Raw genomic sequence first — 22,060 nt, 5'->3', positions numbered from 1 at the left:
ATGGGCATGATGCTTGATCGCGAGGTAGCCCATCGCGCCGACAAGCGATTTGCCAACCGGATCAGGAATGCAAAGATGCGCTTCCCCAAGGCGGCAGCGGGCCCTTGGTTGTAGCCCGCAGTCAGAACCCCGACTTGGGGCGTATCGCAGGGATAGGCTCAGTTGAGCTGATCACGGCATACTGAGCATAGCTGCGATACAGGTGCTGCATATCAAGCGTCATGCTGCTATTCTTTGTCATCCTGTTCAGCTCAGCCTGTAGCTCAAGACGCGGCATGACATGGAACCGGGCAAGCCACGCATTCAGTGTCACACTGACAAAACGGGGCAAATGATCCTGTACTCCGAAATCCACGATGTGCAGACTCCCGCCCGGTGCAAGGTGACGCATGGCCTCGATCAGTGCCCTGCGCCAGTCGGGGATCATGGACAGGCTGTAGGACAACACGATCCGGTCGAATTGCGCCACCCCGAAGGTGGCTTGCGCATCAAACCCGCATGCATCACCCTGGACCAGAACAGCGCGCATCCCCAGTTTGGCGCGCGCGCTCTCTAGCATCTGTTCGGAGATATCCAACCCGTAGAGGTCGCAGCCCGGATAGCGGCGCCCGATATGGTCGAGGTTGCGACCTGTCCCACAAGCAATTTCAAGAACACGCCCGCCTGCAGGCACGCCCAGATCCGCGATCAGATGATCGCGTCCAAGCAGAAACCAGGCGCGCGTCAGATCGTAAATCCGTCGCTGGTGGCGGTAGGTGCGATCCATCAACGCAGCATGTGTCAGACGGCTCATGCGTCAGCCTTGATAACGATAGAGATGCACGCCGCCATAGATGGCCGAGCGGTCTTGGGCGAAAGCCCGGTTTGATGCGGCAGGATCATAGGCCCAAAACGACATCACTTGATCGGACACGCGACCGGGAAGAATGTCATCTGTGCCGCCTGTGCGGAACAGAACCCGCGCGCCGGGTCGGGCTGTGCGGGTAATTTCGGCCCAGAGCGTGTTCAGTTGGGCATCAGTCATCCAATCCTGCGCATCAAGCAGGATATAGGCATCCAGGCTGTGTGGCGCATGGCGGACCAATTCATCCGTGAATGTGTGATTGACGGCGCGGATACGTCCGGCACGCGCAGCGACTGCGTTGAAATTCGCGCGCTGCAGATAGGGCGGCAGGTTCGTCGTGGTGCCTGGCTCGTATCCGCGATGAAAGGCCTGCCAAAGGAAGTAATTGTCCTTCACGGGAAAGTCGCAGACCAGCCGCCGCGCCCGCGCGCGCAGCACGCGCACAATATCACCCTGCGCATCTGCGGCAAGCTTGTCATGCTGCGCGGGGGGAATGCCCAGACCAAACAGCGCCGCTCGCTGTCGCGCGAGATACCGCACCATGCGTTTGTCGAAGAGCGGGTCAATCTGGCGGGTAAAGAACACCTCTTGTTCGGCAAGGCTTTGCGCCTGCAAGAGGGGGCGAAAATCCACTTTTGCCACGCGCCCGACCAGATGAACCGCACCGATGAACCGTCCCAGAACCCCTTGCCGGTAGAAGCCACGCGCGAAGCGTTTCGCGTGCCTTTGCCAGAACGCCCGGCTTTCGGGGTCCAGATGCGGCGCAAGTCTGTTCTGTATCAGTGCCGGATTGCCCGGTCTGTCCGCATGGCCGAAAATGTTGAAAAACGCGGGCTGTTCCAGATGCGTTGCCGCGGCGCGCTTGAGATTGAGCAGCGCAATATGCGCGGGCGACAGATCAACCGCCGTGACAGAGGCCGGGTCCGTCAACAGGTAGGACATTGTATTGCACCCCCCTGAGGCGATGCAAATGATATCGCTGCCCGGCGACAGGTCCAGCGCCGCCATATCGGCCACCGGGTCTTCCCATATCTGGGCATAGACCAGCCCCTGAAACAGCCGGGCAAACAGCCGTTCCTGCAGCCCGATACGGTTTGTAACCGGGTTCTGGCAGACAGCGCCATCAATCCGGCGCATGATTTCACTGGCGTCACTCATTGCGTAAGGGCTTTCTGGTCAGAATGTGAATGTCTGGCAGGCAGGGGCACATCCAAGGCCGCCTCGCGGCCACCGATCAGACGCAAGACGCCATCGCCTTCGTCCAAAAGCGCGGTCATGCTGTCCACCCAGTCGCCGCAATTGGCATAGGTCAGGCCAAAATGGTCATGCAGGGCGGCAATATGGAAATGCCCGCAGATGACGCCGTCGAGGCCACGCGCGCGCGCAAGATCAACCATCTGCCGCTCATGGCTGCGCCCGCGATAACGCAACGCATTCGCTGCAAACAAAAGCCAGCTCGCAAAGCCGCGCATTTCGGGGTCACGAAGCGACAGCCGCGACAGGAACGTGTCAAGACGGCGCAAGCCATGGTCGATCAGGCTGCCCAGCCGGGTCATGGCGTGTAGCCGGATCAGGCGACTGTCGGCCTCATCACCATGAATGACCAGAAAGCGTTTTCCGGTTGGCGTTTCATGAACATAGGCGTCCAGATGTTCTGCGGGAAGGGCGGCATAGGCCGGTATGCGTGACGGATCGGGATCATGGTTGCCCCGGATATAGACCAGGCGCGCACCAGATGCGTGACGCGCGCGGAAAAAGTCGATCACCGCCTGATCCTGCGCGCTCCAATGCGGCAGCATGGGTTGCCAAAGATCAAGAACATCGCCAACCAGCACATAGACGTCCGCCGGATGGGCGCGCAGAAAGCGCAACACATCTTCGGCGCGCGCGGATAACGCTCCAAGATGCAGGTCTGACAGGAATAACGTGCGGGGTCTCGGTTTCGGCCTTTGAAATGGGCGGTCAAACGGCATGTCAGCATCCAGATGGCTCCGATGCAGATCAAATGACGCCACGGGGCAACGATTTTGTGACCGTGAGGTATCAGTTTTATAGCAAGGCCCAACTGTACCCGATGCGCCACAGGGCAGGATCGAGGCCGGATAGGGCCGCGCTTGCGTGCGCAAGCGGGACATGCGCGACGGACATCTGGTTGTTACATCCGCGCGTCACACTCAGAGTTGTGCAAAAATCAACCGATTCCCATGCCTTTGCCATCTGATCCCGGAACACCCGCATCACGACCGCGCATCCTGATCATCAGCGACGCATGGGAGCCTCAGGTGAATGGCGTCGTGCGCAGCTATCAGCACCTGACGCGCGAATGGCGCGCCATGGGGCATGAGGTGCGTGTGATCGGACCTGCCGAGTTCACCACCTTGCCCATGCCCGGCTATTCCGAAATCCGCCTTGCACTCTGGCCGGGCCGAAGATTGGCGCGGCTTATTTCGCAGTTCAATCCCGATATCATCCATATCGCAGTTGAAGGCCCACTGGGTTGGGCCGCGCGTCGCTATTGTCTGCGGCACGGGCTTGCATTCTCGACATCGTTTCACACCAACTTCCCGGCCTATATCGCGCTGCGGGCCCCGCGCGTGTTCAGGGTGGCGCTGGAGCGGCTCGCCCTCGTCGCCCTATGCCGGTTTCACAATGGCGCAAGCCCTGTCTTTGTCGCAACCCCTTCCATCGAGGCGCTGTTGCGCAACTGGGGGTTCCACATGCCTTTGGCACGCCTGTCGCGTGGTGTGGACACAACCCTGTTTTTTCCGGCCCCGGAAACACACGAACCTGACAGAACCGACCACCCGACCTTGCTTTATGTTGGTCGTATCGCGCCCGAGAAGTCGCTGGAGACATTCCTGTCGCTGGATGCGCGGGCTCTGGGGCCGCATCGCAAGGTCATTGTCGGCGATGGACCGGCGCTTGGGGCCTTGCAGCGCGCATTCCCGGATGCAGAGTTCTGTGGCAAGCTGGAAGGCAAGGCACTAGCGGACGCCTATAGACGTGCAGATGTTTTCGTCTTTCCGTCCCGCACGGATACATTCGGAATTGTCCTGATCGAAGCTCTCGCCTCTGGCCTGCCGATTGCTGCGCATGACGCGCCGGGGCCACGGGACATTGTGACAAAGCCAAGCCTGGGTTCACTTGACGACGATCTTGCATGCGCAATCCGGCGCGCGCTAAATGCGCCGGGCGGGCGCGCCGCGCGTGCCGCTCATATGCGCGCCACCTATGACTGGAACTCTGTCGCAGCGGCATTCCTGCGCGGCAACAGCAGCTCAAAAGTCTGCATGCAACCCGAGGTCAGTACTTTCGCGGCACATACAACTCCGGCGGCAGGATCGCCCGCTCATAATCAGGGTTGAACACGCGCTCTGGCAGGGTGATCGGATCATGCGGCACATCCTGATAGGGAATCAACCCCAGCAGATGGTCAATGCAATTCAGCCGCGCCCGCCGCTTGTCGGTGCCTTAGGCCAAATACCACGGCGCTATTGGTGCGCTCAAGCATATCTTCCTTGGCATTGGTGCCCTGTTCCCGGCCACAGCAATGTCGCCGGCGCCTTCGGCATTCTTGCACGCGCCTTTATGCATCTGATCCAAAGGGCGGGTTCATCACTTTGAATGCTCAGATCACCGCGTGCCGAACCTTGGCCGAGACCCATTCGCTGACAACCACTGTGCCCAAGATCACCAGAATGATCAGGGACACTTGCGGCCAGGCCAATGTGTTTAGGCTGGCATTCAGTTGCGCACCAATACCACCGGCCCCGACAAGCCCCAGAATGGCGCTTTCGCGGATATTGATGTCCCAGCGAAACACACTGATCCCATAGAAGGCGGGTAACACTTGCGGCACGATTCCATAGGTCAGAATCTGGCCTTGGCTGGCCCCGGTGGCGGTGATCGCCTCGACCTGTGAAATGTCGGTTTCCTCAATGGCCTCGTAAAGCAGTTTGCCGATGAAGCCGATCGAGCGCAGCGCAATGGCCAAAATGCCCGCAAGAATGCCCGGCCCCAGAATGGACACCAGCAAAAGCGCCCAGATCAGCGAATTGATCGAACGCGACGCGACGATGATGAACAAGGCGATTGGCCGCAGGATAAGCCGCGAGGGCGTGGTGTTCGACGCAGCAAGGAAGGCAAGCGGCACCGCCATCAGAATGCCCAGAAGAGTGCCGAGTGTGGCGATGTTGATTGTGTCCCAAAGCGGCCACCAGAGGCGTTCCATGTAGGACCAGCGCGGTGGAAAGGCACGGCTGCCGATATCGGCAGCGGCATTGGGTGCGTCCCAGACAAAGGCCCAGATCGTGCGCTGGGTCATGCGTTCCCAGCACCAGACAAACAGCGCCACACAGGCCAGCCAGCCTGCCCAAAGCATCAGACGCTTGAAGGGTGTGCGGTGCTGCCAGAATGGCGTTTCAGTGACTGCCACGCTCATTTGACCCACTTTCGCAAATAGCCCGAAGAGTATTCAGCCACCATAACGATGGCGATGATGATCAAGAGGATCGCGCCTGCGCTGGAGTATTCGTAGCGCGACAGCGACGTGTTCAGCGCTGCCCCGATGCCGCCTGCACCCACAATCCCGATCACGGCGGATTCGCGGAAATTGATGTCCAGCCGGTAGAGTGACAGCCCGATCAGGCGCGGCATGACCTGCGGCTGGATGGCGTAGTTGATCAATTGCATCCAGCTGGCCCCGGTCGCGCGGATCGCCTCGGCCTGGGCTTCGTCGATATCCTCGATATCCTCGGCCAGAAGTTTGCCGATGAAGCCGATGGTGGCGAAGGTCAGTGTCAGGAAACCCGCGAAGGCACCAAAGCCGAACAGGGCCACGAAGAAGATTGCCACGATGATTTCCTGAAGCGCCCTGCTGGCCGCAATGATGCTGCGGCAGATGTAATAGACCCAGGCAGGTGCAATATTGCGTGCGGCCCCCACGCCGATGGGGATCGAGATCAGCACCCCCACTACGGTCGAGGTGAAGGTCATGGTCAGGCTTTCCATCAGCCCGTTGGAAATATCCCGCCAGCGGGTGGTGAAATCAGGCTGCAGAAAGCCCGCGACAAAGCGCTGCGCGCGCTCCATGCCTGCGATGACACGCGTCCAGTTCACCTCGATCGTGCCAATCGCCAGCACGAGATAGAGGAGCGCGCCCAAGGCAAGCGCAATGCGCCACCCGCGCGACTGGATCATCTGTGGTGGTTTGCGCCATGTGGTCGAGTAAGCTGTGCTCATAGCGCCCTCAGCATCTTCTCGGCCTGCGCTTTCTCTTCTGCCTCGGCTTCGGCATCCTCGGACGCACCCTTGCGCATGGCGGTCCAGTCTTCTTGGCCGTAGATGCTCGTCAGAGCCGACTCTGTCAGGCCCGATGGTGGGCCGTCAAAGATCATGCGCCCTGATTGCAGCCCGATGATCCGGTCCGAGAATTGCTGCGCCAGCACCACGTCATGAATATTGATGATCGCCGGCAGGCCGCGCTCGCGACAAATCTCGACAATCAACCGCATGATCTGACGGCTTGTTTTCGGGTCAAGGCTGGCGGTGGGCTCATCGATCAGCAAGAGTTCGGGGTCTTGCGCCAAGGCCCGCGCGATCCCCACGCGCTGGCGCTGTCCGCCCGACAGCGCATCGGCGCGCTTGTCAGCATGCGCCATCAGCCCCACACGATCCAGCAGGCGATAGGCATTTGCAATATCCCCGCTTGGATAGCGGCGCATGAAGCTGCGCCAGAAGCCAACATAGCCCAGACGGCCTGAAAGGACGTTCTCCATCACCGTCAGCCTCTCGACCAGCGCATATTCCTGAAAGATCATCCCGATCCGGCGGCGCGCGCGGCGCAACTCGCCCGTGCGCAGGGCAGGCAGGTTCACTTCATTGAGCCAGATCGCGCCAGAGCTTGGCTCGACCAGTCGGTTGATACAGCGGATCAGCGTGGATTTTCCGGCACCGGACGGTCCAATCAACCCGATGACCTGTCCCTTCGGCACCTCGAAAGAGACATCTGCCAAGGCCTTGTCCCCTGTTTTGTAGGTCTTTGTCAGACCTTCGATCCTGAGCATATGAGCATTCCCCGAAAAAGCTGAGCAGGCAGAACCATAGCTCTGCCTGCCGAAAAGGATTTGGTGCTGAAATCCTCAGTTGCAGGTATAGCTCACGCCCATCGCTGCATCGATCTGACGGATCACCGACCAGTTTTCCTGGAATGTGATCGGAATGAACTGGCTCTCGCCTTGCGCGCCAAACTCACGCTCGAGGCCCGTGCCTTCCCACTCGAAGCTGAAGAACGCATCACGGATCTTTTCCTGCAATTCGGGATGCAGGTTATAGACCGTGCCGTAGCCAGACGTCGGGAAGGTGTCGGATTTGTAGATTGTCACCAGATCGTCGCGGCTGACAACACCGCGCGCTTCCATCCGGGTCAGGACGGAATTGGCAATGGCGGCGGCGTCATAGTCCTGATTGGCAACACCAAGGATAGAGTTGTCATGACCGCCCGAGAAAGCCGGCGTGTAGTTTTCTTCAACAACCAGACCAAACTCAGATTCCAGCAATGCCTGTGGGGCCTTAAAGCCAGAGTTTGAAGTTTCCGAGGTGAACGCCAGCTGACGACCATCAAGATCGGCAAGCGCCTCGATGCCCGATCCGGGATAGGTAACGATTTCCATCTCGTAGCCGAAAGACCCATCTTCAGCCGCCATCATCGCGAAGGGACGAAAACCCGCGCAGGCGACCGCGATCGGATTGCCGCCGGTGTTCACTGCGGCGATATGCAACCGGCCTGCGCGCATGGCTTCAAGCTGGGCGGCGTTGGACTGAACCGGGAAGAACTGCACGGGCTTGCCTGTCGCGTCCGACAAATGATCAATGAATTCGGCCCAGACATCCTCATAGACAGCGGGGTCTTCGACAGGGGTATAGGCAAAAACCAGAACCGGCGGGTCGACCCATTCACTTGGATCGGTCGGTATATCTGCGACCAAGTCGCCGTCATTGTCGGTAAAGCGCGGGTCGAGTTGGAATGCGCCAGCAGGCAGCGCAAGGGTGACGCTAAGCGCCACTGTCGAGAGAAGCCGTGCAGTCATGTCTTTTCCCTTTAGAAGTTGAGCTTGAGTGCGGCTTATGTTTTCGATGTAACGCTAGGATGACGGTTGCGTGAAGATTTGGTGACGATGTCTTCCTTCGGCGCGAAACAGGATGGATTTTACGCCAAATCACCCAGCGTTTCCGGGATCATCAAGCGCTTTTGCCCCGGTCTCAGGCACCATGCGCTTCGTCAGCCGCACGCCTAACGCAGCCGTCGCCGCAAGCGCCTGCACACTTTCCCCATAGGTCAGCCCATGGCACCTGCGGCTTCCTTCTTCCGAGGTTTGTCATCCGCGCCAGCGTGCAACGTAGCTTGTGACCGTCAGGCAGCCCCCGCCTGCGGCAAGGGTGGCAGCGTTCATCCCGCCGATGCCATGCATGTTGAAGGCAAAGCGGCTTTCACCGCGGATCAGCGTCGGGCTGATCAGGCGTGCAGTAAAGGTGACGCGTGCAAAAGCGCCTTCGACCTTTTCATCCACGACGACCCCGCGCCATGACAGATGCCCGGTTTGTGACCAGCGCACCATGCCACGGGTTTCGGGAAACAGCCTTTCGGGATGAAAGCGCCCGCCCCAGTTGACGGAGGTGGTGGCACTTTCCAGCCCGCCCATTCCCGCCAAGGCCACCATCGGGCATTGCGAGGTGTCGGTGACGACATCGGTGATATGCCAGCTGCCGTCGCGTGGCACGATGTCTTCGAACAGTTGCAATGGGCAATTGCCCTGGCCACCATACAGCACGTCCAGATCGGCGGGTGCCATCGCGCTCCAGCCGAAGGTGCCATTGGGCGCACGCACGAGCATCATATCTTCCGCGCCGTCCGGGATTTCAATGGGCAGGGCGGCCGCAACTTCGGTCAGGGTCAGGTTCGTGACGCTGCAGGTGCAGCCCGATCCGGTGCAATCGGCAAGCTGGACCTTTTGGGTGCCTTGGGCAAGGGCGGCATCTGCGGACAGGACAAGGGATGCCATCGCGGCAATGAATTTCAGGGCCATGGGTTACTCCGATCCGGTTTGGGGCAGCAGGATGTCAAGAAACGTGTCTGCATCCATGTCGCCAAGGTCGATCTCGATGAAGTGGGGGGCGGCACCGCTGGTCGCGGCAGGGCGTGCCCGATCGGGCAAAGCCGGTTGGCCTGACGTTGGCAGGACCGGGTCACTGCCCGCCTGTTGCACTGCCAAAAGCGTGGTTGGGGCGATGTAGCTGACCGGATAGGGGCAGGAGCCCATGGTGGAACTTTCACCCACGCGGCATTGTGCGGGGCCCATGTTCAGGATGAGCGCCTCGCAGGGTGACAGGAAACTTGCATCAACGATTGTCGCCCCAGCGGTGTCAAAGCCGATGATTTCCAGAACCTGCGCGCGCTCCGTCCGCATGATCGGCGTGACCGCCGCACCTTGTGCGTCAACCCCCGTCACCGGGATGGTGACAGTAATGCGCGGACCGGGGGGCATGGTGAGGTCGGCCCCGATCATGCATCCCGCGCCGAATTGTGTGGTCGCGCGCAAAGTGACTGTGATGTGATCGCGCGCCTTGTCCGCAACAACCTCGAACCCGGTGGTGGCGCGCAAAATCCCCGCCTTGTCGGTGATGGTGATCATATAGATGCCGGGGGCATCGGGGATTGGCAGCGCCTGATCCTGTGCGTCGATCAGTGCGGCAAGACCTGTGGCATAAACCGCCGTCCCGTCCTGCCCTTCGATCACAAGCTGCCCGTCCAGACCTGCCGGTGCCTCGATCCCGACGGAAAAGTACCCGCCCGAGCCTGCAACCAGATCCCAATCCGACAGCAGCGCAACACTGACCGAACCTTCGGGCGCCCCGGCGCCCTGTGCCGCATCGGGCGCGACGGCTTCGAACACTGTCCCGCCGAACATCTCACCGTTGATATCAAGAAAGCGGATTTCATAATAGCCGGGCTTTTCAGGGACTGGCAGCACAGGGTCCGTGCTGTTCATCAGCTCAGCGCTGGAAATGGAAAAGAGCGCGGGTGCATCGCGGTCGTCATCGTCATGGAGAGCGATAGATCCCTGGAAATCCGAAGGTGCCACCAGCGTGACGGGGAAAAATGCGCTCGGCCAGGCAATGACCGGATCATCGGGCAATTCCAATGTCACCTCATCGAAGGCGTAGACAGGGGCCAGCATCACCTGCTGCACCGTGGTGCCGGGGGTGATGGTGACATTCCGGTTGCGGTATTCCCGAAACAGGGTTTCGGCGCGGATGTCATAGACATTGCCCACACCAAGCGGATGATCTTTCGCGGCCATCTCGCTGTCATGCAGCTGGCCGACCTGATAGGCCGCATCCTCGCCCGCAACAAGCTGGATGCGCACCTTGCGCATCTCGGATCGGTCCGCGCCTGCAATGGATACGCTGACGGGCCGCGTTTGTGCGCCGGCGGTGGGTTGGCCAAGATGGACCATCGACGCGATCATCCCTGCAACCATCTGCGCGGTGATATCGGCATCTGCGAAATGGCACAGGCGCCCCAGATCCGGTGTTTCAAGGCAGGTGCCGTTGCTGTCGATCCACTGGCGCGGGTTCAGGCGCAACTCCTGCCCCTCTGGCCCGAACAGCGACAGGCTGGGCAGGGCCATGTCCGTTGGCGCGGCTGATGCGGTCTGGAATTCGGGGGCGGTCACGCTCCAGCCCATGGGTAGTGGAATGGTCAGGCCACTGGCAGGATCGGTCCAGGCGCAGATCGATTGCGCACAGGCAAAGACCGCGTCGGACCCGTCGTTCAGCCAGCCTTGGTCGGCGGGGTCCGGGCCATAGAGCGTCGCGCGCAGTTGTGTGGCGGGCGGAAGTGGCACGGCGTCGGGCCAGAACACGACGGCCAGGCTGTTGGCACCGGCGACCAGTGTTCCGGCATAGCCTTCGGCATAGGGCATGACCGACAGCACGAAAGGCGCAGGGTCGATCATCGGCAACGCCATGGTCACGATCAGCGCGCCGTCTTCCTCTAACACGCTGTAAATTTCACGCTCAAGCAAGACCGTGCCGAAGGCTGCGGGGGCAGGCGTGAAGCGGCCCTGATAGCCGTTGGCGTCGGCGCGGGTTTCCAATATGATATCCATGATCTTCATCGGATCAATGGGGCTTCCCGGTGGCGCGTCATAGGGCGGCACGGTCAGGATGCGCCACGGCCCTTGCAGGTCCAGCGCGCCGTGATCCTCGTCGCTGCCGGGGTTGATCTGCACGATGAAATCGTTGGCCTGCCCCGGAAAGATCGTCACATCGGCCGACAGTGTCACCTCACCGGGTGCGGTGGCGGTGATGCGCCATGTGCCGGGCTCGAAACTGTCGGTGATGACAGGGCCGGTTTGCCCGGACGCCCATGGGCCGGAGGTCATGTCAGGGTCAAGGGGCACCCCAGACCATGTAACATCGGATTGCGGAAGGTCAGCAGGCAGGCGGAAGGTGGCGGTGACCTGCGCCAGTTCGTCTTGCGACGCGTCGCCCCGGGTTGCGGCGGCGGCTTGGTTGGCCAGTTCGGCGCTGGTGGTCCGGTCGGTGTCCGCGAACGGGATTCCGACACCGAAGCGGCGCGAGAACATGATCGCGGTCGCCCCCGCGTTCAGATAGCGCAATTCGTATTCACCGGGCACGCTCGGCACCGTCAGCCTGGTCGTGCCTGTCGTGTGCAAAGCGTTGGCCCAATCATAACGCTGATGTTCATTCACTGGCTGGTCAAGATCAGCGATCACGATCCGCTCTCCCAGTTGTTCCGGCGCGCGAAAGGTAAACAGCACGCGGCTGCCCGGCTCGACCGACCCGATTGGGTCAAAACCCATGGCAGGGGCCACCACCTCGACCGGCTGGCGGGCGATGATCCCGTCGCGGGCAGTGGACAGGATCAGATCATACATCCCCGGGGTTTTCGGTGCGGTGCGGGTGGCGGGGTTGTTGGGGGCTGCCGCCGTCCCCCCGATTGTACGGTAGCTGCTTGACGTAGGCGCGCGGCTTTCGCCCTGCGGAACGAAGCCCATGTAATCGACGAAGCGCGCCTCGCCGTTCCAGCGGATGCGATAATCGAAGCCCGCCTCTGCCTTGTCGCCGATGTCGAAGGCGGCGGCGCGGGCAGGTTGTTCAGGTTCAGGCTCTGGTTCAGGTTCAGCTTCGGGTGCCATGCTCACCTGTTGCAACGCTTCGGCCAGTTCGGCGCCGGAATTGGTCTGGAATAGCATCCCCCCGGTCTGGTCGGTGATACAGGACAGGGCCGCGACCTCGACCGCACTCAGGCCAAAGCCCACGACATGGGCGCGGATGTCGATGCCTTCGGCGGCAAGGCTGGCGGCCAGCGCGCAGGGGTCGCCCTCGCAGGTTTCCAGCCCGTCGGTCACAAGGATGATATCGGCGGCTTCAGCGGTGGGCGGGATTTGGTCGCGCGCGCGCGCAAGGCTGTCGGTCAGCGGGGTCATGCCCCGCGGCATCAGCGCGCGCAGGCGGCTTTCCAGCGCGCCCGGCGCGGTCTGGCCCATGGGCGCGATGACCTCTATGTCGCGGCAATCGCCGCGCCGGTTGTGGCCATAGGCGATGACCGACAAGGGCACCGCGCCGTCGCGGCTGGCGAAATAGTCACCCATCACGTCGCGCGCGACCTCGATCCGGGTCAGGTCGCCCTCGACCCGGTTCCACATCGAGCCGGAGGCATCGAACACCAGCACCGAGACGCGTTCGGCCATTGCTGGCGCGGCCGAGATCATCAGGGCGGCAAGCGCGGGAAAAATTCGGATCATGCGATATCTCCAAAAGGCAAGGAAAGGGCGGCAGTCAGATAACCGTCCAGCACGGCCAGATCGGCGGCAAAGGCGGGGATCAGCGTGTCGGGGTCCAGCGGCAGCCAGAAGGCCGGCGGCTCGAACGCGCCGTCGAACATGGCAAGTGGCGTCAGCACCACCAACTGCCCGGGCAGGATCACGACCCATGGCCGCAGGCCATTGCCCGGCGCGACCTCGGCCAGGCCGTGCTTGGCAGAACGCGCGTGCCGTTCCAGACCGGCAAAACCCGCCCGCAAGGCAGGTGTCAGCGGCGCGGGATCCCCATAGACCGTATAAAGTGCGTCAAAGGTCTTGTCGCCGGTTTGCACCGTTTTCAGGCCGTGCGACAGCTTCGGCCCATGCCGGACATTCCAGCTGGCATCGGTGGGCATAACGACTGTGACGCCCGTGCGTGCTGCTGTTTCTGGCAGGGAGACCTGAACCATGACAAAGCTCAGGCCCTTGTCGTGCTTTTCCGCGTAGCGCCTGTCCTCGCCGAACATCAGCCCGACGCGTGTTACGCCCACGACGCGGCCCGCGCGCTCGCCTGTCAGGCGCAGATCGACGATTACCTTGCGGACCTGCTGCACCAGCCTCAGCCCGGCAAACCATTCGCGCGGAATATCGGGCGCAGCATCCGGGATCAGGTCCGACATTTGCCCGGCGACAGCCGCGACGATTTGCCTGCGGGTTTCTGCGCGGGGGCCATCCTCGGCCTTGGCCATCACAAGGATGACGACGCTTACAACGGCAAGCGCCATCAGCGCCAGACCGCCAGGGAAAGAGCCGCCGATACCCCAGCCCACCACAAGGGCCACCACCGCAGCGCCACCGCCATAGAGCTTCAGGGCGCGGTCGATCTGGTCGACATGGACCGTCCTGTCACGGTTCAGTCCCTGCAGGACAGGCGCCAGCCGGGCAACGATTGCAGTGTGGTCTGCGGACGGCAAGGCGGGTGGCGCGGGACGAGGCATGGCCGATGGGCCGAACAAAACGCCCTTGCTGCCCGGGCTGATCCGGCCCAGCAGGCGCAAGGGGCTGAACCCGCTCATCGGGCGGCCTTGGGCCATGGCGGTGCCGACATGGCCGCCAGCCCATACCCCTGGGACCGCCAGCGCCACAAGACCGCGAAGCCAACCCTACAGTTGACACGCGTTTGGACGGAAGCAACCACCGGACAGTCCGTCATGCAAGCGCATGCCACCAATGACCGAAGAATGCTTGACCAAACAGACCCGATACGCCCAGATTCATATCCGATCATGCCCTTTCCCTGACAGTTACCAAAGGTTAACAATATGTCCGAAGCGTCCTGACCAAAGGGACGACACCAAGGATGGTGCCAACCCTCTCAATCGAACCAAGGCCCGTCCAAGGCATGGCCCTGTATCAAGCCTTTGTAGACGCAGAGCGATCAGCATGAGAATATAAGGAATTCCATATAGGGGTGCCGCCGGCATTTTTGCCCCGCAGGGTTTCGAGCTTGGTTTTTTGAATTGGAGAACAAGTATGCTGGACAATTTCTCTGAAGAACTTTCCTCTATCTGCGCCACAAACGATCCTGGCGCCGCAGATCGGGTTTGGGAGGTCACGGCGGCATTTTTTGCCCGGAACGGATTTGACAGGCTGATCCATGTCGACACCGGCCCCGGACATTTTGCGCTGCAAACCACCCTGCCGGATGCCTGGGTCGCCCGATATAAAGAGCGTGGCTATGCCGCGATTGACCCGTTTCTGAGCCATTGTTGTGTCACCTTTCGCCCGATCAGCACGGGCATCGCCTATGCCGACCTGCATCAAGGGCTGTCGGTCGCGCAGATGACCCTGATCGACGAGGCGTCGAGTTTTGGCATCAATGCCGGGTTTTCCTCGACCATCCGGCTGAAGGGGGATCGGGGCATTGCGGGGTGGAACATCGGATCCTCGCTGTCGCGTCAGGAGGTGGACGCCCTGCGGCTGCATTCCGAAGACCAGCTTCGTCTTGCCGCGCAGCACGCGCATGAGGCGCTGGATGGGGCCCGGCGCCAAACCTCGGCGCGGCTTGCACCGCGCGAGGTCCAATGCCTGCGATTTCTTGCACAGGGCTATCGCACCAAGGACATTGCGCGAGCGCTTGATCTCAGCTCTGCCGCGATAGAGCTCTATCTGCGCAACGCGCGCCGCAAATTGGGGGCATTGACACGCGAACAGGCCATCGCGATCGCGACAGCGCAGGGGATTATCGCCCCCTGATCCGGCAACCCTGGCCAGGGCGAGCGCAGCCTGCTTGGGTTTCTTGCGGCTCATGATCTTCCACAGCCAGTCTTTGCCCCGCGCCTCCTTTTCCACTGCGCAAAGCTTTGCAATCTTTTTGATCGCCTGTTGGGCAATGGGGGAGTCAGTGCGCTCGACCTCAGCGACGAATTTGCGGCGCACATGGACCATGCATGCCTGTTCGTCAGCCTTGCCCTTGCCGAACAAGCCGTTGAACCCGGCGAAGCCATCGGCATGGACCGTGCCGGTATAGCCTGCAAGATGGTTGGCGGGGTGCTCGCCCTTTCGATCAATGCTGAACTGATACCAGGCGCAGGGGGGGCGATGCCCCGCACGGCAGGCGCAATATTCTTGGGTTTCAATCTTCCTTGTGTGGCGATTTCTGCCTGTTGACAGCCGCTGTGATCAGACTGGCATCCTCGGCAAATCTCTGGCTGTCCGACCTTCCCCTGCGCACAAGTTCAATTTGGGCGCAGGGTTGTGTCCCACGCAGTGGCGTCAGCCCGCAATGGCTCAAAACTCCATCAGGCGGGGATTGGTGCCACCGCCTGCGGCGCGCTTGCGCATTGGTATGGATGAGCTTTCAAACTGCTGCCGGGGTGCATTCCGAAGGTTCGTCCCAAGGGTTGCGCTGCGTCCTGTCAACTTGAATTTCTCAAGTTCTGTCATCAGCTCTGAAGCTTGGTGTTGAAGCGACATCGCGGCTGCGTTGCTCTGCTCGGCGACAGCGGCGTTTTGCTGGGTGACCTGATCGAGTTGGTTCACCCCGCTGTTGATTTCGCCCAGCGCGCTTGCCTGATCAACGGCGGCAACCACGATCATGTTGACCTGATCCGAAACTTCATGGGCCTTTTGCAGAATTTGCTCGAGGCTTTGGCCTGTGCGCGAGACAAGCGATGAGCCGGTTTCAACATGATGCGATGATTCCACGATCAGGGATTTGATTTCGCGGGCGGAATCAGAAGCGCGCTGTGCCAGGCCGCGCACTTCGGAGGCGACAACCGCGAAGCCGCGCCCGGCTTCACCTGCGCGCGCGGCTTCGACCCCGGCATTCAGAGCAAGAAGGTTGGTCTGAAAGGCGATATCGTCGATAACAGCGATGATGCGGGTGATCTGATCAGCGGATTTTTCGATTTGCTGCATCGCCGCAATGGCATCTGCCACGATCTGGCGACCTTCTTCGGCGATGGTGCGGTTATCCTGCGAGGCGGTCGCTGCATTTTTTGCCACACCCGCACTGGATCGAACGGATTCGGTAAGTTCATTGAGCGCTGCGGCCGATTGCTCGAGTGTTGCAGCCTGAGTTTCGGCACGCGAAGCCAGATCGCTGGCGGCAGATGTGATTTCCCCTGAACCATTGCTGACCTGTTCGGCGACGTTGGTAATGCTCTGCATGGTTTCGGAAAACTTGTCGCTGACCCCGTTGAAGGCCTGACGGAGTGCATCATATTCGGTCGGGAACGGGTCATGCGTCGGGTTGGTGATCTGTGCCGAGAGATCCCCTTCGGATAGTTGCTGCAACGCCCTGGACATATCGTCGACCACGCGTTGTTGCACACGCATTTGTTTGGCCTGTTCGGCATTGCGGGCCTGATCCTGCGCTTCCGAAGCTGCGCGTGCGCGGGCCGCAGCGGCCAGTTGGTCGCGGAAGCTTTCCAGATTGCGGGCGATTGCCCCGATTTCATCGCGCAGCCCCGTCGCGGGCACCTGCGTTTCATGTTGCCCTGAGGCGATGGCCTGCATGGCGGCATTGACGGCCCCAAGCGGGCGCAGGGCGCTGCGTGTAACGAAAACCACAATCAACGCGGCGAGGGCAAGGGCGAGAGCCGCGAGCATGAGCACGTTGATCAGCTCGGCATGAAGAAGCGCGTTGATAGTATCAATCTGCACCCCAGCATAAAGCACCCCATTGAGTGCCCCGCCCGCGTCATAGACCGGCACATAAATCGTGAGGTAATTCGTGCCGAGGATCAATGCTTCACCGGCATATGTTTCGCCGCGCATGATCGCCTGATGGACTATGCCAGCAGCCCCCAGCACCGTGCCCACGGCGCGCGTGCCATCAGGGCGCACGATATTCGTGGTCAGACGCACAAATTCGCCCTGCGCAGCGTCATAGCGGAAAATCGTGTTGGTCTGGCCTGATTGCACGCCCACCTGATCAACCAGATTGTGGCTTTCGAAATCGGGGATTTCTGTCCAGCGCACGTTGACCAAGAAACCGTCGGCGTCGATCTGATAGGAGAAATTGTCGAAGGCGCGCGCCAGATCATTGGCCTGAATGCGCAATGTCATCCGCTGCAATTCCTGCGCGTTTGTTATCAGCATCTCGCGTTTTGAATGGTTCGTAACCACGATAATCGTAACAGCGAGAAATCCCAACATAGAAAGCGCGGCGATGCTTACTTTCTGGGTCAAGGAAAGCCGCTCAAGGAGTCTGGTCATAATACTTGTGCCCTGCTGATTGATTCGCCCTGATGTTAGCGCAAAAGGTTTAATCCTCTGTTTCACGCGCGGGCGGGCGTCTGGGGTCAAACCTGTCCGGCCCCGTGGGTGGGCTAGCACTTAGCGCCATTCCCCCGCCTAGGCCCGCGCGGGGGGCACACGCATCGGGGCGGCCGGGCGCAGTGCGGTATGCATGACAATCTGCCGGGGTGGAAAGAAAAGCCGTCATCTTGCCGGTTTGGTGCGCATCTGTGTAGGCTTTGCGCCGGCTTGGGGACATGAATGTGGGAAACCGGATACCGGTGATGGCGAGATCCGCGGGCACGATAAAAGTGACGGCGCGCTTGGTTTTGTGCCGCTTTGCGCAAAGCCCGTGCGTCCCCCCCGCGTCGTTCAGCAAACCAAACATTCTGAACTTAACGGTCGATCGGCCCGACATGAGGAACCTGCACCGTCCCAGAAGCGACGGACCAGAATCGAAAAAGCGCTCGGCTGGGGGGCTTCCTTCTTGGCGCATCACCGTCCCTTTTGCTTGTCAATGGCTCGACAAGCTGATTTTCTGAACATCCAGTCAAAGCGGAACAGCCGCAACGATCCAAAGAGGGGGAGAAAAAATGTTTGTCACTAGAGTTGCAAAAACCATAGGCGCAAGTGCTCTTGCGCTGGGCGCGGGTTTGGCGTTGGCGTCAATGGCATCCGCCGAAACACGGGTCACGCTGAAGTCGGCGTCATCGACCAGCTCTTACTACGTGATGATGGTGCAACTCGGGGAAATGCTGCAAGCGCAATCTGACGGCGCGATCCAGCCCACAGTCGAGGAAAGCCAAGGCTCGGTGCAGAACGTGGCAGAAGCAGGTCGGCGGCCGGGTGCCTTCCTGTTCACGACCCCCCCAAACCTGATTGCAGATGCAATAGCAGGTGAAGCCCCTTTCGAGCGTGGGAATTATGACAATATCCGCACGCTGTTCCCCATGCCTTTCATTACGATCCATCTGGTGGTGCGTGCAGATAGCGATATCCACACTGTCGCGGATCTGGCGGGGCGCAGCTTCATTTCCGGTGGGACCGGGACATTCTGCCAGCGTCAGGTGGCTTCCATTTTTGAAACGCTGGGGATTGCCGACAGCGTGAACGCGCCAGACATGGAGCTGTCGGGCGCGCCGGGGGCGTTGCGCAACAATCAGGTCGATGGCTACGCGACCTGTTCAGCCCATCCGACACCGCAAGTGCAGGAACTGGCAGCCACGCTGCCGGTGCGTATCCTGTCCTTTACGGAGGACGAGCGCGCAGCAATTATCGAGGCCAACCCCGGCGCGGGGGCTGTCACTGTTGCGGCCAATACTTACGCAGGCATCGACGAGGAAATCGCGACCATGGCCGTGCCGGTGGGCGCCTATGCCACCAATATGGATGACGACACGGCGTTGGCCATCGTGTCGGCCTTCTGGGAGCAGCGCGCCGATATGGCAGATACCAACCCATGGTGGGCAGGCGTGACGCCTGATCTGGTCCCGCAGCTAGGCGCGCCGCTGCATGAGGGCGTTGCCGCGTTTTATGAGTCCCAAGGCGTTGAAATGCCCTGACAGGGTTACGACAGGGCGGGTTCGCAAGATGGACGCGCGCGCAACGCCGATGCTGCGCGCGCGTGTTGGCCAACCTGATCCGCCCAGCGCCTTGCCACACAGACCCCTGAAACCGAGGCCCCGATGACCCGTCCCGAATTTCTCGAAACCTGGCTGACAGTGGAGGTAGACGGCAAACGCTTCGGTGCGGTCGCGATTGCGCTGGCGATTGCGTTGGTCAGTTTCCATATGTGGAACGCTTTCGCGGGCCTGATCCCTAATCTGATCACCCGCCCCGCGCATCTGGCACTGGCGCTGCCCTGGATATTCGTCATTGGCGCGGCAGCCCAAGGCGGGCGCGTGTCCTATTGGGCAGGATGGGCATTCCTTGCTGTCGGGCTGACGATCTGCGGGTTGATCATGCTCAACCGGCGCGATCTTATCCAGCAATTCGGCGCGCTTGACGGGCCGTTGCAGATCGCCCTTGCCTGCGCGCTGATCGTTGTGGTGCTGGAAATGGCACGTCGCGCGATCAAGATCGTGTTGCCAGCCGTCGCCGCGATTGTACTCGCCTATGCGTTTCTTGGCCCGTTCATCCCCGGCAGGTTCGGGCACGCAGGTATGCCGGTGGATTACCTGCTGGGCACGCTCACCATAACCGAGGGCGGGCTGTGGGGCACATTGACCGGCACGTCGGTCGATACAATCGCGATGTTTGTGATTTTGGGGGGCTTCATATCGGCAGGTCAGGCCGGGACCGGGTTCATGGCCTTCGCCACCCAGATTGCAGGCCGCGCGCGGGCAGGGGCAGCCAAGGTGGCGATCCTGTCCTCGGCTTTCTATGGCTCAATTTCCGGGGTGGCCGCAGCGAATACAGCATCCACCGGGATGATCACCATCCCGACCATGAAACGTCTTGGCTATCCGCCACAACTCGCCGCCGCGACCGAGGCCGTTGCCTCGACTGGCGGGCAGATCCTGCCGCCGGTGATGGGCGCAGGTATCTTCGTGATGGCCGAGCTGGTGCGCGTGCCCTATACCGAAATCATGGTCGCGGCCCTTTTGCCTGCGATCCTGTTCTTCCTCGCGGCCTGGTTCGGCGTGCATGTCTACGCCCTGCGCAGCAATCTGGCCGCCCTGCCGAAAGAGCTGTTGCCCGGCTGGGCCGCAGTGGCGCGGTCAGTGCCGTTTTTCATGCTGCCCTTTTCCATCCTCGTTGGTACGCTGGTGTTCACCAGTTTCACACTTGCTTATGCGGCTGTTTTCGCAACCATCGTGACCTGGTTGACGCTGGTTTTCGAGCCGGATGGCAGTCTGTCGCTGCAAGGCTGGTATCGCCGCACGCTGGTCGCCTTGGTTACGGCTGCGCAGCAGGTGGCGGTCATTGCAGCCGTCATCGTTTGCGCCGGAATCGTGGTGGGCGTCTTCAACATGACCGGACTGGGCGTCAAGCTGACCTCGGTGATCTTGTCAGCGTCGGACGGCCGGTTATGGATTGCGCTTTTGCTGACGGCGCTGGCTGCGCTGATCCTGGGCATGGAACTGCCGACGACCGCCGCCTATGTGATCTGTGCGGCAGTGGCGGCGCCTGCATTGGTCGGGATGGGGCTGCCAGAGCTGCAGGCGCATCTCTTCGTCTTCTGGTATGCGCTGCTTTGCACGATCACACCGCCAGTCTGCGGCAATGTCTATATCGCTGCCGCGATTGCGAAAACGCCGTGGTTGCCAGTCGCAGGGAATGCGATGCGCCTTGGGGTCGGGTTGTTCATTATCCCGTTGGGATTCGTGGCCAATCCCGCCATACTAGAGCTTGCAACGGCACCCGCGGCCGCGCTTGTCGTGATGGCGCAGATCGCGCTGGGATTGTGGCTGATAAGTTTCGCTGTGATCGGTGCCGCGCGCCAGCCGCTTCTGGAATGGATGCGTTTGCCTGCGCTGCCTGCGGGTCTGGGCGTTATTTTCCTGCTCTGAGCTATCAAGCAGTGGCAGCTTTGCCACCAACTGAAGCGTCAGATCAACCTTGAACGACCATTGGCGCTATAAGCCTCAATGCGGCGCGCTCAATTCCACGACGTCGCGGGGCTTCAGATAGACCGGCGCGCTAGCCCCGGGTTTGGTGTGCTATAGCGCCATCAGGATGATCTTGCCGGGTCAGTCTTGAATGCAGATTAGCAGGCCAAGGCTGCGCGATGCAGGCCTTTCTTGGGGTGGGGTATTCCCGCCCCATTCAGGCGGCCTGTCACTGGCGGGACGATCCGGCTCCCGCGAGGCTCAGCCGGATATGCTTATCAGAAAAACCGGACCCCGGCGATGGCGAGGTCCGCGTCAAACGCCCGACCGATGGCCACGATGCTGATCCGGCGCAACTGTGACAGGTCGAACGCAGTGTCGATCCTGTGCGCGGTAAAATCGGCGAAGGGAAGCCGGATGCGGTGCCAATCTGGTGTCGCCCGGAAGCTGGCGCGGTAGGACTGCCATGGCCGTGTCACATCGCGCGTGCGCAGGTGAAGATTGTAGTCCTCATCATTGCCGGTGACGTCCATCTCGATCCCGGCCCAAGCCCGCGCATCGACCGTGCCGCCGCGCGGATCAAGGTCGAGGGCGATCTGGATGAACCCGCCGTTATTTTCCAAACTGACCCCTCCCTGCATGCGCAGGGCAGGGCGGTCACAGACCACCTCTCGGGTCATCACCCCGCGAGAGACACCGCCCATGACGCGGTCTGACACCAAATCCCAAACGGCCCCGTTCGCCGCGCGCGGATGGGGCGCGGAAAGGTCATCGATCACAGTGTCAGGGGATGTCATGGTGGGGCTGTCCTTTGGTGTTGTGGTAGTCAGTGTGTCAGGAGGGTATGCGATGGGGGAGAGGTAGCCCGATCACGCCGATATGACATTCTGAAAGCGCGTCACAGCTGGTGACGCGCGCCGCTGTGATCCGGTAGTGCAATGAAGAAGGGGGAATTTCAGGGTCGTCATGCGCAGATGGTCCGGCGTGGTTCGGGGGGGTAATCCCCCCCGAAATTAAGGGGCTGCAAAAGTAGAATTTTCTCGGCAAGATGAACGAGGAGAATTCGAATGAAGACAAGCAGATACACTGAAGCA

General features: G+C 61.0%; 16 protein-coding genes and 2 pseudogenes. 4 read left to right on the top strand and 14 right to left on the bottom strand.

Translation table 11 applies throughout. The features are described 5' to 3' along the window. Positions 1 to 121: 121 nt before the first annotated feature. Genes ACTZWY_RS17825 through ACTZWY_RS17815 form a run of 3 tightly spaced genes read right to left on the bottom strand, consistent with a single transcriptional unit; the run spans position 122 to position 2,817 of the window. Positions 122 to 793: a class I SAM-dependent methyltransferase gene (locus ACTZWY_RS17825; RefSeq protein ID WP_444792061.1), complete on the bottom strand. Its 672-nt coding sequence runs from the start codon at positions 791 to 793 to the stop codon at positions 122 to 124. Positions 794 to 796: 3 nt separating this feature from the next. Further along, positions 797 to 2,002 carry a DUF3419 family protein gene (locus ACTZWY_RS17820; RefSeq protein ID WP_444792060.1) on the bottom strand — a complete coding sequence of 402 codons (1,206 nt, stop codon included), beginning with the start codon at positions 2,000 to 2,002 and terminating at the stop codon, positions 797 to 799. Next, the gene (locus ACTZWY_RS17815) at positions 1,999 to 2,817 is read right to left on the bottom strand and encodes a UDP-2,3-diacylglucosamine diphosphatase (protein WP_444792059.1); all 819 of its coding nucleotides are present in this window, start codon (positions 2,815 to 2,817) and stop codon (positions 1,999 to 2,001) included. Before ACTZWY_RS17815 ends, ACTZWY_RS17820 begins: the two co-directional genes overlap by 4 nt. Positions 2,818 to 3,048: 231 nt before the next feature. On the opposite strand from ACTZWY_RS17815, the gene ACTZWY_RS17810 reads away from it, so the two are divergent. After that, on the top strand, positions 3,049 to 4,209 hold the full coding sequence (locus ACTZWY_RS17810; RefSeq protein ID WP_444792058.1) for a glycosyltransferase family 4 protein: 1,161 nt from the start codon (positions 3,049 to 3,051) through the stop codon (positions 4,207 to 4,209). On the opposite strand, the pseudogene ACTZWY_RS17805 reads toward ACTZWY_RS17810, so the two are convergent. The 8 genes and pseudogenes from ACTZWY_RS17805 to ACTZWY_RS17770 form a co-directional block, all read right to left on the bottom strand. After that, positions 4,148 to 4,382 (bottom strand): annotated as a pseudogene (locus tag ACTZWY_RS17805) (polyphosphate kinase 2); the annotation flags it as partial. The gene ACTZWY_RS17810 and the pseudogene ACTZWY_RS17805 sit on opposite strands and share 62 nt — an antisense overlap. A 90-nt stretch (positions 4,383 to 4,472) precedes the next feature. Further along, positions 4,473 to 5,285 (bottom strand): phosphonate ABC transporter, permease protein PhnE, encoded by an 813-nt coding sequence (gene phnE, locus ACTZWY_RS17800; RefSeq protein WP_444792057.1) that lies wholly within the window; start codon positions 5,283 to 5,285, stop codon positions 4,473 to 4,475. Further along, a complete protein-coding gene (gene phnE, locus ACTZWY_RS17795) occupies positions 5,282 to 6,085 on the bottom strand; it encodes a phosphonate ABC transporter, permease protein PhnE (RefSeq protein WP_444792056.1) in 804 nt (267 codons plus the stop codon). Before phnE (ACTZWY_RS17795) ends, phnE (ACTZWY_RS17800) begins: the two co-directional genes overlap by 4 nt. Then, the gene (gene phnC / locus ACTZWY_RS17790; protein ID WP_444792055.1) at positions 6,082 to 6,909 is read right to left on the bottom strand and encodes a phosphonate ABC transporter ATP-binding protein; all 828 of its coding nucleotides are present in this window, start codon (positions 6,907 to 6,909) and stop codon (positions 6,082 to 6,084) included. Before phnC ends, phnE (ACTZWY_RS17795) begins: the two co-directional genes overlap by 4 nt. 75 nt (positions 6,910 to 6,984) lie before the next feature. Further along, positions 6,985 to 7,932, bottom strand: a complete 948-nt coding sequence (phnD, locus tag ACTZWY_RS17785) for a phosphate/phosphite/phosphonate ABC transporter substrate-binding protein (protein ID WP_444792054.1) — start codon at positions 7,930 to 7,932, stop codon at positions 6,985 to 6,987. 288 nt (positions 7,933 to 8,220) lie between these two features. Then, positions 8,221 to 8,928, bottom strand: a complete 708-nt coding sequence (locus tag ACTZWY_RS17780; RefSeq protein WP_444792053.1) for a hypothetical protein — start codon at positions 8,926 to 8,928, stop codon at positions 8,221 to 8,223. A gap of 3 nt (positions 8,929 to 8,931) precedes the next feature. After that, positions 8,932 to 12,675: a vWA domain-containing protein gene (locus tag ACTZWY_RS17775; RefSeq protein WP_444792052.1), complete on the bottom strand. Its 3,744-nt coding sequence runs from the start codon at positions 12,673 to 12,675 to the stop codon at positions 8,932 to 8,934. Beyond that, positions 12,672 to 13,748 carry a hypothetical protein gene (locus ACTZWY_RS17770; protein ID WP_444792051.1) on the bottom strand — a complete coding sequence of 359 codons (1,077 nt, stop codon included), beginning with the start codon at positions 13,746 to 13,748 and terminating at the stop codon, positions 12,672 to 12,674. The genes ACTZWY_RS17775 and ACTZWY_RS17770 overlap by 4 nt, the downstream gene beginning before the upstream one ends. A 457-nt stretch (positions 13,749 to 14,205) precedes the next feature. On the opposite strand from ACTZWY_RS17770, the gene ACTZWY_RS17765 reads away from it, so the two are divergent. Then, a complete protein-coding gene (locus ACTZWY_RS17765; RefSeq protein ID WP_444792050.1) occupies positions 14,206 to 14,928 on the top strand; it encodes a helix-turn-helix transcriptional regulator in 723 nt (240 codons plus the stop codon). A 72-nt stretch (positions 14,929 to 15,000) separates the two neighbouring features. On the opposite strand, the pseudogene ACTZWY_RS17760 reads toward ACTZWY_RS17765, so the two are convergent. Both ACTZWY_RS17760 and ACTZWY_RS17755 read right to left on the bottom strand, forming a co-directional pair. Then, positions 15,001 to 15,279, bottom strand: a pseudogene (locus ACTZWY_RS17760) (IS66 family transposase); the annotation flags it as partial. Positions 15,280 to 15,462: 183 nt separating this feature from the next. Further along, the gene (locus ACTZWY_RS17755; RefSeq protein WP_444792049.1) at positions 15,463 to 17,394 is read right to left on the bottom strand and encodes a methyl-accepting chemotaxis protein; all 1,932 of its coding nucleotides are present in this window, start codon (positions 17,392 to 17,394) and stop codon (positions 15,463 to 15,465) included. A 614-nt stretch (positions 17,395 to 18,008) separates the two neighbouring features. On the opposite strand from ACTZWY_RS17755, the gene ACTZWY_RS17750 reads away from it, so the two are divergent. Beyond that, entirely contained in the window at positions 18,009 to 18,977 is a 969-nt protein-coding gene (locus tag ACTZWY_RS17750; protein ID WP_444792048.1) for a TAXI family TRAP transporter solute-binding subunit, read from the top strand. 123 nt (positions 18,978 to 19,100) lie between these two features. Continuing rightward, positions 19,101 to 20,927 carry a TRAP transporter permease gene (locus ACTZWY_RS17745; protein ID WP_444792047.1) on the top strand — a complete coding sequence of 609 codons (1,827 nt, stop codon included), beginning with the start codon at positions 19,101 to 19,103 and terminating at the stop codon, positions 20,925 to 20,927. A gap of 317 nt (positions 20,928 to 21,244) precedes the next feature. Here the strand turns inward: ACTZWY_RS17745 and ACTZWY_RS17740 are convergent, their stop codons facing one another. Further along, a complete protein-coding gene (locus ACTZWY_RS17740) occupies positions 21,245 to 21,763 on the bottom strand; it encodes a CIA30 family protein (RefSeq protein ID WP_444792046.1) in 519 nt (172 codons plus the stop codon). Between the last annotated feature and the right edge of the window lie 297 nt (positions 21,764 to 22,060).

The organism is Roseinatronobacter sp. NSM (assembly GCF_052379845.1).
In the GTDB taxonomy this organism is placed as follows: Bacteria; Pseudomonadota; Alphaproteobacteria; order Rhodobacterales; family Rhodobacteraceae; genus Roseinatronobacter.
The sequence above is the reverse complement of the archived record's forward strand: the minus strand, read 5'-3'. Positions and strand labels throughout refer to the sequence as shown.

What these genes read in the sequence shown, in the direction of transcription:
- ACTZWY_RS17825 (WP_444792061.1), bottom strand. Translation starts at nt 793, where the DNA reads ATGAGCCGTCTGACACATGCTGCGTTGATGGATCGCACCTACCGCCAC.
- ACTZWY_RS17820 (WP_444792060.1), bottom strand. Translation starts at nt 2,002, where the DNA reads ATGAGTGACGCCAGTGAAATCATGCGCCGGATTGATGGCGCTGTCTGC.
- ACTZWY_RS17815 (WP_444792059.1), bottom strand. Translation starts at nt 2,817, where the DNA reads ATGCCGTTTGACCGCCCATTTCAAAGGCCGAAACCGAGACCCCGCACG.
- ACTZWY_RS17810 (WP_444792058.1), top strand. Translation starts at nt 3,049, where the DNA reads ATGCCTTTGCCATCTGATCCCGGAACACCCGCATCACGACCGCGCATC.
- phnE (WP_444792057.1), bottom strand. Translation starts at nt 5,285, where the DNA reads ATGAGCGTGGCAGTCACTGAAACGCCATTCTGGCAGCACCGCACACCC.
- phnE (WP_444792056.1), bottom strand. Translation starts at nt 6,085, where the DNA reads ATGAGCACAGCTTACTCGACCACATGGCGCAAACCACCACAGATGATC.
- phnC (WP_444792055.1), bottom strand. Translation starts at nt 6,909, where the DNA reads ATGCTCAGGATCGAAGGTCTGACAAAGACCTACAAAACAGGGGACAAG.
- phnD (WP_444792054.1), bottom strand. Translation starts at nt 7,932, where the DNA reads ATGACTGCACGGCTTCTCTCGACAGTGGCGCTTAGCGTCACCCTTGCG.
- ACTZWY_RS17780 (WP_444792053.1), bottom strand. Translation starts at nt 8,928, where the DNA reads ATGGCCCTGAAATTCATTGCCGCGATGGCATCCCTTGTCCTGTCCGCA.
- ACTZWY_RS17775 (WP_444792052.1), bottom strand. Translation starts at nt 12,675, where the DNA reads ATGATCCGAATTTTTCCCGCGCTTGCCGCCCTGATGATCTCGGCCGCG.
- ACTZWY_RS17770 (WP_444792051.1), bottom strand. Translation starts at nt 13,748, where the DNA reads ATGAGCGGGTTCAGCCCCTTGCGCCTGCTGGGCCGGATCAGCCCGGGC.
- ACTZWY_RS17765 (WP_444792050.1), top strand. Translation starts at nt 14,206, where the DNA reads ATGCTGGACAATTTCTCTGAAGAACTTTCCTCTATCTGCGCCACAAAC.
- ACTZWY_RS17755 (WP_444792049.1), bottom strand. Translation starts at nt 17,394, where the DNA reads ATGACCAGACTCCTTGAGCGGCTTTCCTTGACCCAGAAAGTAAGCATC.
- ACTZWY_RS17750 (WP_444792048.1), top strand. Translation starts at nt 18,009, where the DNA reads ATGTTTGTCACTAGAGTTGCAAAAACCATAGGCGCAAGTGCTCTTGCG.
- ACTZWY_RS17745 (WP_444792047.1), top strand. Translation starts at nt 19,101, where the DNA reads ATGACCCGTCCCGAATTTCTCGAAACCTGGCTGACAGTGGAGGTAGAC.
- ACTZWY_RS17740 (WP_444792046.1), bottom strand. Translation starts at nt 21,763, where the DNA reads ATGACATCCCCTGACACTGTGATCGATGACCTTTCCGCGCCCCATCCG.